Annotated in this window: 2 protein-coding genes and 1 pseudogene; all 3 read left to right on the forward strand. The window is 70.4% G+C overall.

Annotated elements, in window-relative coordinates; genetic code table 11:
• The first annotated feature begins 127 nt into the window (after positions 1-127).
• A complete protein-coding gene (locus tag NWFMUON74_RS35835) occupies positions 128-14,239 on the forward strand; it encodes a non-ribosomal peptide synthetase (RefSeq protein ID WP_232110830.1) in 14,112 nt (4,703 codons plus the stop codon).
• 181 nt (positions 14,240-14,420) lie between these two features.
• Positions 14,421-15,464 carry an alpha/beta hydrolase gene (locus tag NWFMUON74_RS04065; protein ID WP_425300427.1) on the forward strand — a complete coding sequence of 348 codons (1,044 nt, stop codon included), beginning with the start codon at positions 14,421-14,423 and terminating at the stop codon, positions 15,462-15,464.
• 74 nt (positions 15,465-15,538) lie between these two features.
• Positions 15,539-16,816, forward strand: a pseudogene (locus tag NWFMUON74_RS04070) (Nramp family divalent metal transporter); the annotation flags it as partial.
• Between the last annotated feature and the right edge of the window lie 3 nt (positions 16,817-16,819).

A 16,819-nucleotide genomic window follows, 5' to 3' on the forward strand; every position in this document is an offset into this window, starting at 1 on the left:
GAACTCTGGGGCGTGCGTAACCAGGGTGGATGCGGTATGGGCGCGGACAGGGCATGATCGGTGAGGTTCACGACAGGTACGGAGAAGGTTTCATTTTGATGTTCGGAGTTGCTGGCGGGGTGTTCGAGTGAGCCGACCCGAACGTCGGCGGCCTACTCGTACCAGGCGCTCCCGTGTCACCACGCTGCCGAGACTGCTGGCGACCGCCGTCGAGACCAATCCCACCGGTACCGCGCTCGTGTTCGCGGATGCGTCGGCGTCGTTGGCGGTGTTGTCGTATGCGGAGTTGGATGAGCGGTCGACGCGGTTGGCTCGGTTGTTGATCGAGTGGGGTGTGGGTCCTGAGGTTGTGGTGGCGGTGGGGGTGCCGCGGTCGGTGGAGTCTGTTGTTGCGGTGTGGGCGGTGGCGAAGGCGGGGGCTGGTTTTGTTCCGGTGGATCCGGGTTATCCGGCGGAGCGGGTGGCGCATATGGTCACCGACTCCGGGGCCGCGCTGGGCCTGACCGTGTCCGCCGCGCGGGACGCCCTGCCGGGTGATATCGAATGGCTGGTGCTGGACGGTGCGGTTCGCGACCGGCTGGAGGGTATGTCGGCGGAGCCGCTGGAGAATGCCGACCGGTTGCGGCCCTTGCGGGCGGAGCACCCGGCGTATGTGATCTATACGTCCGGTTCGACGGGCAAGCCGAAGGGTGTGGTGGTCACGCAGGCTGGTTTGTCGAGTTTCTGTGATGAGCAGCGTGAGCGTTACAGGGTTGGGAACGATTCGCGGACTTTGCATTTCGCGTCGCCGTCGTTCGATGCGTCGGTGTTGGAGTTGTTGCTGGCGGTGGGTGGTGCGGCGACGATGGTGGTGGCCGCGCCGTCGGTGTACGGCGGTGACGAACTCGCCGCCCTGCTGCGCCGGGAGGAGGTGACACACGCCTTCGTCACCCCGGCCGCGCTGGCCTCACTCGACCCGGCGGGGCTGGACGACCTGCGCGTGATCATCTCCGGTGGCGAGGCCTGCCCGCCGGAACTGGTGCGGCGCTGGGCCGTTCCGATCGCCGACGGCACGCGCGAGTTCTACAACGGCTACGGGCCGACCGAGACCACGATCATGACGAACATCAGTTCGCCACTGATCCCCGGGGAAACCATCACCATCGGCGCGCCGATCCGGGCCGTCACCGAGTACGTGCTGGACGACCGGCTGGCGCCGGTGCCCGACGGCGCCGTCGGTGAGTTGTACATCACCGGAGCGCAATTGGCCCGCGGGTACCACCGCAGGCCGTCGCTCACCGCCGCGCGATTCGTGGCGAATCCGTTCGAGCCGGCGGGTTCCCGGCTCTACCGCACCGGCGATCTCGTGCGCCGCACCGTGTCCGGTGAGCTGGAGTATCTGGGCCGCAACGATTTTCAGGTGAAGATCCGAGGTTTCCGGATCGAGCTGGGGGAGATCGACGCGGTGTTGTCCGCGCACGAGTCGGTCGACTTCGCGGTGACCGTCGGGCACCGGCTCGACACCGGCGCGACGATTCTCGTCTCCTACGTGCATCCCGTGGACGGGGCGGTCGAGGTCGAACAGCTGCTGGAGCGGGCGAGCCGCAGCCTGCCCGCGCACATGGTGCCCACGACCGTCATGGTGCTCGACGAGATCCCGCTGACCCCGGTCGGCAAGCTGGACCGCGCCGCGCTGCCCGCACCGGTGCTGCAGGCCAAGGAGTTTCGCGCGCCGTCCGGTCGCCTCGAGACGCTGGTCGCCGAGATCTTCACCGAGCTGCTGCACCCCGCCGCGACCGTCGGCGCCGACGACGACTTCTTCGATCTGGGCGGTAACTCGCTGATCGCCACCCAGGCCGCCGCCCGGCTGGGCGCGGCGCTGGGCACCCGGGTGCCCGCCCGGCTGGTGTTCGAGGCGCCGACCGTCGCCGGCCTCGCCGCCGGGATCGAACCGCTGGTCGACGCGGGCGGGCGCATTCCGCTGACCCCGATGCCGCGGCCGGACCGGATCCCGCTCTCGCCCGCGCAGCAGCGGATGTGGTTCCTCAATCAGTTCGACACCGCGTCGGCCGCCAACAACATCCCGGCCGCCATCCGGCTGTCCGGCGCGCTCGATGTGGCGGCGCTGCAGGCCGCGGTCGCCGACGTGGTCGAGCGGCACGAGACGCTGCGCACCGTGTACCCGGCCGAGGACGGCACCGGGTACCAGGTCGTCCTGCCGACCGAGCAGGCCATTCCCGATCTGGTCGCCGAGCCCGTGGCCCCGGCCGAACTCGAGGCCCGGCTGGCGGCGTTCGCCTTCGCCGGATTCGACGTGGCGGCGGAGGTGCCGCTGCGAATCGCCCTGCTGGCCTTGGATTCCGGCGCCGTGCCCGCCGACCACGTGCTCGCGATCTCCGTCCATCACATCGCCGCCGACGGCGCGTCGATGGCGCCGCTGGTGCGCGACCTGATGACCGCCTATCTGGCCCGGTGCGGCGGCCTCGCGCCCGACTGGGCGCCGCTGCCGGTGCAGTACGCCGACTACACCCTGTGGCAGCGGGCCGTGCTGGGCGACGAATCCGATCCCGATTCCGTGGGCGCCGTTCAGCTCGCGTATTGGAGTTCGACGCTGGCCGGGCTTCCGGACCGGCTCGACCTGCCCGCGGACCGCCCGCGTCCCGCGGTGGCGTCCGGGCACGGCGGTCAGTACGCGTTCGAACTCGACGCCGACGTTCATGCCCGGCTCGTGGAACTCGCACAGGCGGCCGGTGTGTCGTTGTTCATGGTGGTGCACGCGGCGTTGGCGGTGTTGCTGGCGCGGTTGTCGGGGATGGACGACATTGTCGTCGGCACGCCGGTGGCCGGGCGCGGTGAGGCCGAACTCGACGATCTGATCGGCATGTTCGTCAATACCCTGGCACTGCGGACCCGCGTCGATGCGGCGGCGCCGTTCACCGACCTGCTGGCAGAGGTGAAAGAGACCGATCTGGGTGCGTTCTCGCATGCGGAGTTGCCGTTCGAGCGTTTGGTCGAGGTGCTGGATCCGGTGCGTTCGCAGGCGCATCATCCGTTGTTCCAGGTGGCGCTGTTCTTCCAGAACATGGACAAGCCCACGCTGGAACTGCCCGGCCTGAGCGCCGCGGCCGTCGAATTCGACGGCGCCATAGCGAAATTCGACCTTCAGCTCACGGTCGTCCCGCACGAGGAGGACGCTGCCCCCGCCGGATTGGCGGCCCTGTTCACCTACGCCGCCGACCTGTTCGACAAGCCGACCATCGCGGGCTTCGCCGAGCGCCTCACTCGCATCCTGACCACCGTGGCCGCCGACGCGCGGTGCCCGGTCGGCGCGATCGAACTGCTGTCCGGAACCGAGCGCGACCGCATCCTGCGCGACTGGAACGAGACTCGGCATCGGGTCGAGCCGGAGCTGCTGCTCGACGGTTACCGGCGCGCGGTGGCGCGGCAGCCCGACGCGGTGGCCGTGACCTACGAGGGCGCTTCGCTCACCTACGCCGAGTTCGACACCCGGGTGAACCGGCTCGCGCGGCTGCTGATCTCGCGCGGCGTGGGCCCGGAAGCCTTGGTGGGCTTGGCCGTTCGGCGGTCGCTGGACCTGGTGGTGGGAATGTACGCGATCATCGCCGCGGGCGGCGCGTACGTGCCGCTGGACCCCGACCATCCCGCCGAGCGCATCGGCCACATCCTCGACACCGCCGAGCCGGTCACGGTACTCACCACCGCTGCGGACGCCCCGGCGGTGGCCGCGGCGCGCGACGTGCTGGAGATCGACCGGACCGACCTGTCGCAATTCTCCGGCGAGCCGATCGCCGACGCCGAACGCCTTGCCCCGCTGCGTGATTCACACCCCGCCTACGTGATCTTCACCTCGGGATCGACCGGCCGCCCGAAGGGCGTTGCGGTGTCGCACGCGGCCATCCACAACCAGATCGAGTGGATGCTCGCGCAGTACCCGCTGGGCCCCGGCGATGCGTACCTGCAGAAGACGGCGACCACGTTCGACGTCTCCCTGTGGGGTTACTTCATGCCGCTGCGGTCCGGCGCGCGGCTGGTCGTCGCCACCCACGACGGGCATCGCGACCCGTTGTACGTGGCGGAAACCATCGCCGCCGAAGGTATTACGGTCACCGACTTCGTGCCGTCGATGCTGACCGTGTTCGCCGCGCACCTGACGCAGGGTGCGTGCCCGAGCCTGCGGGACATATTCGTGATCGGCGAGGCGCTGCCGCCGGAGACCGTCGACGCGGTCCGCCGGGTCTGTGGCGCGCGGGTGCACAACCTGTACGGCCCGACCGAGGCCGCGGTGTCGGTGACCTACTGGCAGGCGCGCGGCGACGACCGGACGAGTGTTCCGATCGGCTTGCCGCAGTGGAACACTCAGGTCTACGTTCTGGACGGGCGGCTGCGCCCGGTACCGGCGGGCGTGCCGGGGGAGCTGTACCTGGCGGGTGCGCAGTTGGCGCGCGGCTATGTGCGGCGGCCCGATCTGTCCGCCGACCGGTTCGTCGCCAACCCGTACGGTGCGGCCGGTTCCCGCATGTATCGCACCGGCGACCTGGCGGTGTGGCGCGCGCCCGAGGGTGAGCTGCCCGCGCGGCTGGATTACCTGGGGCGCACCGACTTCCAGGTGAAGTTCCGCGGCCAGCGCATCGAGCTGGGCGAGATCGAGACCGCGCTGCTGGCCGAGCCCGCGGTGAGTCAGGCGGTGGCCGCGGTGGTGCCGTCGGCGCTCGGTGACCAGCTCGTCGCGTACGTGGTGCCCGCGCCCGGCCTGCGCCTGGATCAGGCGGATCTGCTGGCGGCCGTGGCGAAGTCGCTGCCGGTCTACATGGTGCCCGGCACGATCGTCGTGCTGGACGCGTTCCCGCTCAACGCCAGTGGCAAGCTCGACCGCAAGGCGCTGCCGGAGCCGACCTACTCCACCCGCGAATTCCGTGCCCCCGCGACGCCGGTCGAGGAGATCGTGGCGGAGGTGTTCAGCGAGGTCCTCGGCCTCGACCGGGTCGGCGCGGACGACGACTTCTTCGCCCTGGGCGGCAACTCGCTGGTCGCCACCCAGGTCGCGGCCCGGCTGGGCGTGGCCATCGACGGCCGGATACCGGTGCGGACGGTCTTCGAGACGCCGACGGTGGCGGCGCTGGCCGCCGCGATCGAATCGCACACACACGACAGCCGCGGCGTCGAACTCGGCGCCCTCGAGCGGCCCGAACGGTTGCCGTTGTCGTTGGCGCAGCAGCGGATGTGGTTCCTGAATCGGTTCGATCAGGATGGTGATACGGCGGGTTCGGCGGCTTATAATTTGCCGTTCGCGTTGCGGCTCACCGGGAATCTGGATGTGGCGGCGTTGTCGGCCGCGCTCGACGATGTGGTGGTGCGGCACGAGGTGCTGCGCACTGTCTATCCCGAGACGGCCGACGGCCCGGTGCAGGTGGTGCTGCCGGTGTCGGCGGCGGTCGGGCACCACGGAGCGGACGCGACCGCGCATGTGGGCGGGTGGGTGTCCGTCGTGCCGGAGCGGCTCACCGCCGAGGGCGCGATCGCGGCCGTGTACGAGCTGGCGGCGACGCCGTTCGACGTCACCACCGAGGTGCCGATCCGGGTGCGGCTGTTCGACATCACCGACACCGCCTCCGATGCGCGCGAATACGTGCTGGCCGTGGTGGTGCACCATATCGCGGCGGACGGTTCGTCCATGGCCCCGCTGGTGCGCGACGTGATGACGGCGTACGCGGCGCGCACCGCGGGCGCGGACCCCGGCTGGGCGCCGCTGCGGGTGCAGTACGCCGACTACGCGGTCTGGCAGCGTGCGGTGCTGGGTGACGAGTCGGATCCGGGTTCGATTGCGGCGCAGCAGATCACGTTCTGGCGGCGGGAGTTGTCGGGTTTGCCGGATCTGCTGGAGTTGCCTGCGGATCGGCCGCGTCCGGCGGTGGCGTCGTTGCGTGGTGGCCGGGTGGAGTTCCGGGTGGACGCGGAGACGCATGCGGCGTTGAGCACGCTGGCACGTGCGCATGGTGCGACGTTGTTCATGGTGGTGCATTCGGCGTTGGCGGTGTTGCTGGCGCGGTTGTCGGGGACTGATGACATTGCGGTGGGTACGCCGGTCGCGGGTCGTGGTGAGGCGGAGCTGGATGATCTGATCGGGATGTTCGTGAATACGGTGGTGTTCCGGACGCGGTTGGATCGTGGCGAGAGTTTCGTGGAACTGCTCGCACGCCAGCGGGAGGCGGATCTGCGGGCGTTCGCGCATGCGGATGTTCCGTTCGAGCGGTTGGTGGAGGTGTTGAATCCGCCGCGGTCGACGGCGCATCATCCGTTGTTCCAGGTGGGTTTGTCGTTCCAGAATTTGGCGCGCACGGAATTGTCGCTGCCTGGTCTGGAAGTCGCGGGTGTGGATGCGGATCTGGATGTGTCGCAGTTCGATCTGCATTTGATCGTCGGTGATACGTATGACGAGCAGGGGAGCCCGGCGGGTATCGGTGGGTTCTTCACCTATGCGACCGATCTTTTCGACGCTGCCACGGTGGAAGGTTTCGCGGCGCGGCTCTCGCGCATTCTGACCGCCGTCGTCACCGACGACACGGTTCCCGTCGGCGACCTCGAGATCCTGACCCCGGCGGAACTCGCGCACGTCGTCGCCGACCGCAATGCCACCACGCACGCGCTGGACGCCGCCGCGACGCTGGTGACCCTGCTCGACCGCTCCGTCGCGGCGGCGCCCGAGGCGGTCGCGCTGGTCGCGGACCTGCCGGACGCCGAGACCGGTCGCGCCGAACTGAGCTTCGGCGAACTCGACGCGCGGGTGAATCGCCTTGCCCGGCACCTGATCTCGCTGGGCGTCGGCCCCGAATCGCGAGTCGCGCTGCTGCTGCCGCGTTCCATCGATCTCGTGGTCGCCATGTACGCGGTCGCCAAGGCCGGCGGCGCCTACGTCCCGATCGACCCCGACCAGCCCGCCGAGCGGGTCGACTACATCCTGGATACCGCGCAACCGGTGTGCGTGCTGACCACCGGGGCGGTACAACCGCGCCGCGACGCCGCGACAGCGGCCGCCGGTCCGCGTCCGGTGGTCGCGGCCGGAAACGGCGCGGTGCTCGATTGGCGCGGACGCTCCGAGTCCATGCCCGCCCTGCTCGAGGCATCGGTGGACGCGGACACAGCCGCCCACCGCGCGGCGGAACCGGACGCGGGGCCGCGGATCGTCGCCCTCGACGCCCTGGACCTGACCGCGCACTCCGCCACGGCCGTCACCGACGCGGATCGCGTTGCGCCACTGCGTTCCTCGAACACCGCCTACGTCATCTTCACCTCCGGCTCGACCGGCCGCCCGAAGGGCGTGGCCGTGCCGCACGCGGCCGTCGTCAACCAGTTGACCTGGAAGACAGCGACGTTCGGCCTGGGCGCCGACGACGCGGTGCTGCTGAAGACCGCGGCGACCTTCGACCTGTCGGTGTGGGAATTCTGGTCGGCGGCGGCATCGGGGGGCCGCCTGGTCATCGCGATGCCCGACGCCCACCGCGACCCGGCCTACCTGAACGAACTGCTGGCCCGCGAGGCCGTGACCACGCTGCACGTGGTGCCGTCGATGCTCGACGCGCTGCTCACCGACGCCACCACCCGCGCCGGCGGCCGGGCCATGGCCGGACTGCGGCGGGTGCTGGCCATCGGTGAGACCCTGCCGGGCGCGCTGGCGCAGCGGTTCCTGTCGCTCTACCGCGACGTCGAGCTGTACAACGCCTACGGCCCGACCGAGGCGGCAGTGTCGGTGACGAACCACCTGGTGACCGCGGCCGACCAGGTCTCGGTGCCGATCGGCGTGCCGGAATGGAACACCCGGGTGTACGTGCTCGACGCGCGGCTGCACCCGGTCCCGGACGGCGCGGCGGGCGAATTGTACCTGGCCGGTGCGCAATTGGCGCGCGGCTACCTCGGCCGTCCGGAGCTGACCGCGGACCGGTTCGTGGCCGACCCGTTCGAGCCGGGCGCGCGGATGTACCGCACCGGCGATCTGGTGGCGTGGAACCCCGCGGGAGAACTGGAGTACCGGGGCCGCACGGATTTCCAGGTGAAGATCCGCGGCTTCCGCATCGAACTCGCCGAGATCGAGGCCGCGCTGCTGGCACTGCCGGAGATCGCCCAGGCGGCCGTACTGGCCCGCAAGGACGGCCGCAGCGGCGACCGGCTGGTGGCCTACCTGGTGCCGACCGGCGAGGCGCTCGACACCACCGCGGTCGGGTCGGCGCTGAGTACCGCGCTGCCGAACTACATGATCCCGTCGGCGTTCGTCACCCTGGACGCGCTGCCGCTCACCGCCAACGGCAAGCTCGACCGCAGGGCGCTGCCCGAACCGGTGGTGGAGACCAAGGCATACCGCGCCCCGCGCACACCCGCCGAAGAAGTGGTGGCGGATGTGGTCGCGGAGGTCATCGGCCTGGAGCGGGTCGGTCTGGACGACGACTTCTTCGCGCTCGGCGGCGACAGCATCATGTCCATCCAGGTGGTGTCGCGGGCCCGGGCTCGGGGCGTGCACTTCTCGCCGCGCGACATCTTCGGCTCCCGCACCGTCGAGGCGCTGGCGCGCGTCGCCACCGTGCCCGCCGACGCCGACGCACGGATCCGCACCGGACCGGTGCCGCTGCTCCCGAACGCGGTCCGGCTGCTGCGCCTGGACCCCACCGGCCGTGACTGCCGCGCCATCTCGTTGGCGGTGCCCGAGGACTGCGGGCCCGACCGGGTGCACGCGGCCGTGCAGGCCCTGCTGGACCGGCATCCGATGCTCTCGGCGCGTCTCGAAACAGCAACGGGCACAGCTGTACCCGAGGTTCCGGAGGGGAACGGGGCCGGGGCGAGCCCGTTCGGCCCGCCGGTGGGCGTGCGGATCCCGGCGGTCATCGCGGAGGCGGAGAACGTCGCCGAATCCGGTTCGCTGCCCGGGCACGTGGGGGGCGGCCCTGATTCCTGGGCCGACCATGTCACCGAGTTCCTGCCGGTGGTCTTCGATGCCCCGACCAGCCTGCTGCCCGCCCCGACCGCAGAGGCCGCGACCGAGTTCCTGCCCGTCGTCCGATCGTCCGCCGTCGATACCGGCGCCCACTTCGTCCGCCGCGCCGAACTACCGGATCCGACCCAGGAAATCGTTGGGAGCCTTGTGCTTCCCGACACCGTTGTGCTTCCCGATACCGTTGCCGAGGTCCCGCTGCGGCGGTTCGCGCCCGTGGCGAACGTGGCCGAGGTCGCCCTGCGCGCCCTGGCCGCCGACCTGGACCCGGCCGCCGGGCGCAATATCTGCTTCGGCCTGATCGCGCCGACCGAACCCGGCGACACGACGGCGGTGCCGCCCGTGCTCGTGATCGTCGCGAACGGCCTGGTCGTCGACGATGCCTCCTGGCGCACCATCATCGATGAGCTGTCCACCGCCTGGTCCGGCGGCCACCCCACGACGACCGGCGTCGACACCGGACCGGCGGATGTCGCGCACACGCTGGCGGCCCGCGCCACCGATCCCGCGACAGTCGGCGAAATCGACTGGTGGCGAACGGCTCTGGCCGATGCGCCCGCGGACATCCCGGTCGGCGATCTGGATCTGACGGTGCGCGGCCGGGTTTCGCTGGTGGTCACCGCCGAGGGCGCCGCCGCCGTGACCGCGGTGGCCGCCGCCTACCACGCCACCACCGAAGAGGTACTGCTCGCGGCCCTCGCGCTGGCACTGGAGTCGGGGCAGCGCGGACCGGCGGCCGAGGCGGTCGGCTCGGTCGTGCGACTGTTCGCCGACGGCCGCGCCGTGGCCGGACCCGGCGCGGCGGGCGCGGTCGGCGGGTACACCGCCGCCTACCCGTTCGTGCTGGGCCTGGACGCCATCGACGTGGACGACGCACTGCTCGGCGGCCCCGCGGCGGGCCGGGTGATCGCCCAGGTCAAGGAGCGCCGTCGTGCCGTGCCCGCCGCCGGAGTCGGCTACGGTCTGCTGCGTTACCTCAATCCCGACACCGCCACGGACCTGGCCGCGCTCCCGCACGGGCGCACCGCGTTCCGCTACCGCGACCTGCGTCCCGCCGACGCTTCGCCGGACACCGCGCCCGCGGACCTGTTCCTCGACATCACCATCGACGCCACTGCCGACAGCCTGCTGGCCCGATTCGACTACGCCGCCGCGGTGCTGGACGCCGAACAGGTGAAAGAGCTTGCCGGGCAGTGGGTCCGGGCGCTGGGCGGGCTGGCCGAGCACGGGACGCACGCGGACGCGGGCGGCTTCACTCCGTCGGACTTCCCGCTGGTGCGCCCGGCGCAGTCCGATATCGACCGGCTGGTCCGGGACTATCCGAACCTGTCCGATATCTGGCCGATGACACCGTTGCAGTCGGGGATGCTCTTCCACGCCCTGCTGGCCGACGCCTCGGTCGACCTGTACACCACGCAGTTCACCGTCGATCTCGGCGGCAGTGTGGACGTGCCGCGGTTGCGCGCGGCGGCCCAGGCCATGCTGGACCGGCACGACAACCTCCGGGTCGCCTTCGCCGCCGACGCCGCCGGCAATCCGGTGCAGGTCGTCCTCGACGATGTCGAAGTGCCCTGGCGCACCGTGGATCTCAGTGACGTCCCGGCGCACGAGGTGGATGCGGAGCTGGCCCGGCGCACCGCCGCCGACTACGCCGACCGGTTCGACATGCGCACCGCGCCGCTGCTGCGGTTCACCCTCATCCACACCGGCTTCACCGCGGGCAACACGTATCGACTCCTGGTGACCAGCCATCACATCCTGCTCGACGGCTGGTCCACGCCGCTGCTCATGCGCGACCTGCTGATGCTGTACGCGCTCGGGCCGGACGCGCGGCACCTGCCGGAGGTCCGCCCCTATCGCGACTACCTGGCCTGGCTGGTCGACCAGGATCGCGACGCCGCCCGGGCGGCCTGGCGGCGGGCGCTCGCGGGCGTCACCGAGCCGACACCCCTGGCCCCGGTCGATCCGGGCCGCGAAATCACCAGCGGCGCAGGCGAAACGGGCTTCGACCTGTCGGTGTCCGACACCGCCGAGCTGACCCGGCTGGCCGCGCGGCTGGGCGTCACCGTCAACACCGTGGTGCAGGCGGCGTGGGGCCTGCTGGTCGGGCGCAGTACCGATCGCGACGACGTGGTCTTCGGTGCCACGGTCTCCGGCCGCCCGCCGGCGCTGCCCGGTGTCGAAACCATGGTGGGCCTGTTCGTCAACGCGATTCCGGTGCGGGTGCGGCTGACGGCCACCGAGACGCTGAGCGGCCTGCTGCGGCAGTTGCAGTCCGAGCAGGCGGACCTGCTGGACTACCACTACCTGGGGTTGAGCGAGATCCAGGCGGCCGCGGGTGTCGACGGGCTGTTCGATTCGCTGGTCGTGTTCGAGTCGTATCCGATCGATCGCGACGGCCTGGACCGCGCCGGTGCGGTCGACGGCGTGCACGTCACCGGCATCGGTTCGGTCAACGGGACCCACTATCCGGTGACGGTCATGGTGTCGCTGGACGACCAGCTGCGGGTGTCGCTGCAATACCTGCGGGACGTGTTCGACGAGGCGACGGCCATCGCACTGGCGCAACGACTTTCGGCCCTGCTCGGCCGTTTCGTGACGACGCCGCAGGCCCGCGTCGCCGAGGTGGACGTGCTGCTGGCGAGCGAGCGCGACGAGCTGGCCGCCCGCAACGCCACGACGGCGCCCGAGCTGCTCGACGCCGCGACGCTGCTCTCGCTGTTCGACGCGCAGGTGGCCCGCACTCCGCAGGCCCCGGCGCTGTACTTCGGCGACAGCATGCTGACCTACCACCAGCTCGATGTCCGCGCCCGGGCGCTGGCGGGGGAGCTGGCCGATCGGGGTGTCGGACCGGAAGCGCTGGTGGCCGTGGCCATGCGGCGCTCGATCGATCTGGTCGTCGCGATCTACGCCGTGCTGCGGGCGGGGGCGGGTTACGTCCCCGTGGACCCCGATCACCCGGCCGAGCGCAACGAATTCGTCCTCGGCAACGCGCGGCCGGTGTGCGTGCTCACCACCGGCGGTGACGGCTTCGAAACCCGCACGGGGACACCGGTTGTCGTGGTGGACGAGCTGCCGCTAGACGGTCGCGGCCGGGAGTTCCCGCCCGCACACCCGGACGGCATCGCCTATGTCATCCACACATCCGGGTCGACCGGGCGGCCCAAGGGCGTGACGATCACCCACCGGCAGATGGTCAATCAGTTCCGATGGGCACAGCGCTGCTACCCGCACGGCACCGGCGACGTGGTACTGCACAAGACACCGATCACCTTCGACATCTCGACCTGGGAACTGTTCTGGCCGTTGCAGACCGGCGCCGCGGTGGTCGTCGCCGAACCCGACGGCCACCGTGATCCGGCCTACCTGTCGCGGCTGATCGAGGAGCGGTCGGTCAGCACCGTGCATTTCGTGCCGTCGATGCTGGACGCCTTTCTCGATATGGAAGCGAATCCGGCAGTGGCGCAGGGGTATCCGTCGCTGCGCTGGATCTTCGCCGCGGGTGAGGCATTGTCCGGCGAGACGGCGGCCGCCTGCGCCGAACTGCTCGAGCGCACCGAATTGGTGAACTGGTACGGCCCGGCCGAGGCCACCGTCGTCACCGCGGCGCCCGCGACCGCTACCACCGGTGCGAGCGTGCCGATCGGCAGCCCCGTGGCCAATACCCGGGTGCACGTGCTCGACCGGCAGCTGCGGCCGGTACCACCGGGCGCACCGGGCGAGCTGTACGTGGCCGGAATCCAACTGGCCCGCGGCTATCTCGGCGCGCCCGCGCTGACGGCCGAACGCTTCGTCGCCCACGACGGCGGCGAGCGCCTCTACCGTACCGGCGACATCGTCCGCTGGCGCGGCGGCGTACTGGAATACCTGGGCCGCAGCGATTTCCAGGTCAAACTGCGCGGCCAGCGGATCGAACTCGGTGAGATCGAAGCCGTGCTGACCGGCCACGGCACGGTGCGGCACGCGGTGGTCTCCCTGGTGCGCAGCGGTTCCGGTGATCGGCTGGTGGCTCACGTCGTACCCGCTCCCGGCGCCACCGTCGAGGAGGCCGCGCTGCTGGCGCACGCGCGAGATTCACTGCCCGGCTACATGGTTCCCGCCGCCCTGGTGGTGCTGGACGAACTGCCGCTGAACGCCAGCGGCAAGCTGGACCGCCGCGCGCTGCCGATGCCGCAGCTCTCCGGTCGTCCCTACCGCGCGCCCTCGACGCCGTCGGAAGAGACGGTCGCCGAGGTGTTCGGCGCGGTGCTGGGTGTCGAGCGGGTGGGCGCGGACGACGACTTCTTCGAACTCGGCGGCAATTCCCTGATCGCCACCCGCGCGGTCAGCCGCCTGCGCGCGCTGACCGGCACCGAGGTGCGGGTGCAGTGGTTCTTCACCGGGTCCACGGTCGCGGCGCTGGCCCAGCGGCTCGAGGACGCCCAGGACCTCGACTACGACTTCGACCTGGCGTCGGAGGCCGCGCTCGAGGTGGTGCTGCCGATCCGCGCCCACGGCACGGGCGCACCGCTGTTCTGCATTCACCCGATGTACGGATTGTCCTGGTGCTACGCCGGACTCGTGCGATTCGCGGGCGATCGGCCGATCGTGGGCTTGCAGTCGCCGGTGCTGTCGGAGGACGACCGGTTGCCGGAATCGGTGCGCGATATGGCCGTCCGTTACGTCGAGGAGATCCGGCGGGTGCAGCCGGAGGGTCCGTACCACCTGCTCGGCTGGTCGCTGGGCGGGGTGCTGGCACACGAGATCGCCACCATGCTGCAGGCCGCCGGTGCCCGGGTGGCGGTGCTGGTGATGCTCGATAGTCGCCTCGACATCGACCTCGGCGATTTCCGCGCCGCCGTGCGCGAGGTGCTCGCCGAGATCGGCATCGGCGCGGAGGCGCTGGTCGGCGACGGCGATATCTACGATCTCAGCGAACCGGCGCTGGCCACCCTGCACGCCACCCTCCCGCCCGACCTGGCGCTGTTCACCCCCGAGCGGTTGCGCCGCATCTACCGCAGCGCCGTGCGGTCGGCGGAGATGATCGTCGAGCACCGGCCCGGGGTGTACCGGGGCCGGCTCGACTACTTCTCCGCGCGCGACCGGTCGACCGGGGCGGACAACTGGCGCGACTACGTCGACGGCGAGATCGTCGATCTCCCGGTCGACGCCGTGCACGAGGAAATGGTGGCGCCCGAGGCGATGGCGCAGATCGGCCCGCAGCTGAGAAAACGTCTCGCTACGAGGGCCGACGGCGCGGCCGGAAACGCCGATCGGGCATGATGAGGCGGTCGCCGCGTAACGATGTCCTCTGGTCGGACGACTAGAAAGGCCGTAGGGTCGGGCGCGGCGTCGCCCGATTCGTGGGTGTCGGCACGGGGCGCCGACGGGAATCGCTGGACCGAAAACCGATGAGATAGCGAAGGTGTGAGCATTGATTCGTCGACACTTCCGGCGTAGTGGCCTGCGGGCAGCCGCCGCGATCGCGGCCACAGGAGTACTCGCCGGCGTGGTAGCCGGAATCGGCGCACCCACCGCCTCGGCGGACGACCCCATCATCGCCTCGAAGACCCTGCTGGGCGATCCGAAGTCCCCGGACGGGTCCTACATCTCCAAGGCGACCTACAAGGACGACCGCAACATCCGGCTGTACGTCTACTCGGCCGCGATGGACAAGACCTTCCCCGTCGACGTGCAGCGCCCGGCCGACGCCTCCGCGCCGCGCCCCACGCTGTATCTGCTCAACGGCGCGGGCGGCGGCGAGGACGCGGCCTCCTGGCAGCAGAAGACCGACATCGTCAACGGGTTCCTCGCCGACAAGAACGTCAATGTGGTGCAGCCCATCGGCGGCAAGTGGAGCTATTACACCGACTGGATCAAGGACGACCCGACGCTGGGCCGCAACAAGTGGACGACGTTCTTCACCGAGGAGCTGCCGCCGCTGATCGACGGCGCGCTGGGCACCAACGGCGTCAATGCCGTTGCGGGCCTGTCCACTTCGGGCACCACCGTGCTGAACCTGCCGATCCACGCCCCCGGCCTGTACAAGGCCGCCGCCGCCTACTCCGGCTGCGCGCAGACCAGCGACCCGGCCGGGCGCGAGTTCGTCAAGCTGACCGTCAACACCTGGGGCGGCGGTGACGTCACCAACATGTACGGCCCGGACGACTCCCCGGTGTGGGCGGAGAACGACCCGTACGTGCACGCCGAGCAACTGCGCGGCCTGGACATGTACATCTCCACCGGCAACGGCCTGCCCGGCGTGTACGACACCCTCAACGGTCCCTACGCGCTGCCCGGCGCCTACGGTCTGGGCAACCAGATCCTGATCGGCGGCATCATCGAGGCGGGCACCAACTACTGCACCAGCAACCTGAAGACCAAGCTGGACAGCCTGGGCATCCCCGCGACCTACAACTTCCGGAACTCGGGCACACACTCCTGGGGCTACTGGCGCGACGACTTCATGAACTCGTGGCCGGTACTGGCCCGGGGTCTGGGTCTCTGACACTCCACCAGGGCAGACGTACCGCCCCGGCCGCTGTAGCGGTCGGGGCGGTCACATTTTCCGGGTCAAGCTCAACAAAAAGTTCGGATACCCATAAAATAAAATTCATGAGTACCGTTGTCTCGCCTCGCACCTCGTTCCGCCGGGCGAGATCGGCCTCGATCCTGCTCGGCCCGGCCTTCGTGGCCGCTATCGCCTATGTCGATCCCGGCAACGTGGCCTCGAACATCAGCGCGGGCGCGCAGTTCGGCTACCTGCTGGTGTGGGTGATCGTGATGGCCAACGCGATGGCCGCGCTGGTGCAGTACCTGTCGGCGAAACTGGGTCTGGTCACCGGCCGCACGCTGCCGCAGGTGGTGCGGGACCGGGCAAGCCGGCCGATCCGGCTGGCGTACTGGGCGCAGGCCGAATTGGTCGCGATGGCAACGGATCTGGCCGAGGTGGTCGGCGGCGCGATCGCGCTGAACCTGCTGTTCGATCTGCCCCTGCTGCTCGGCGGCGTGATCACCGGCGTGGTGTCGATGGGGCTGCTTGCGGTGCAGAACCGCCGGGGGCAGCAACCGTTCGAACGGGTCATCATCGGCCTGCTCGCCATCATCGCGATCGGATTCATGGCCAGTGTGGTGATCGCCCCGCCGTCGGCGCCGAGCGCGCTGGGCGGACTGTTGCCGCGCTTCGACGGCGCCGAGAGCGTGTTGCTGGCGGCGGCGATGATCGGCGCGACGGTCATGCCGCACGCCATCTACCTGCATTCCGCACTCTCGCGGGACCGGCACGGACAACCGGAGGAGGGCCCGGCGCGGGCGCGGCTGCTGCGCATCACCCGCGTCGACGTCGGCCTCGCGATGGTGATCGCCGGTGCGGTGAACCTGTCGATGCTGCTGATGGCCGCCAACACGCTGAACGGTCGCGACGACGTCGACTCGCTGGAGTCCGCGCACGCCGCGGTGAGCGACGCGCTGGGCCCGTGGGCGGCGCTGCTGCTGGCGGTCGGGCTGCTGGCTTCCGGGCTGGCCTCCACCTCGGTCGGCGCGTACGCCGGTGCGATGATCATGGAAGGTCTGCTGAGCCGCCGCATTCCGCTGCTGCTGCGCCGCCTGGTCACCCTGGTTCCGGCGCTGATCATTCTGGCGGTGGGGATCGATCCCACCCGCGCGCTGATCATTTCGCAGGTGGTGCTGTCGTTCGGCATTCCGCTGGCGCTGATTCCGCTGGTGCGCTTCACCGGTGACCGCACCCTGATGGGCGCCGACGCCAACCACCGCTGGACCACCAGGGCGGCCTGGTCGATCGCCGCCGTGATCTCCGCGCTGAACCTGCTGCTGATCTACCTCACCGTCACCGGCGGTTGACCC

This window comes from Nocardia wallacei, from assembly GCF_014466955.1.
Taxonomy (GTDB): Bacteria; Actinomycetota; Actinomycetes; order Mycobacteriales; family Mycobacteriaceae; genus Nocardia; species Nocardia wallacei.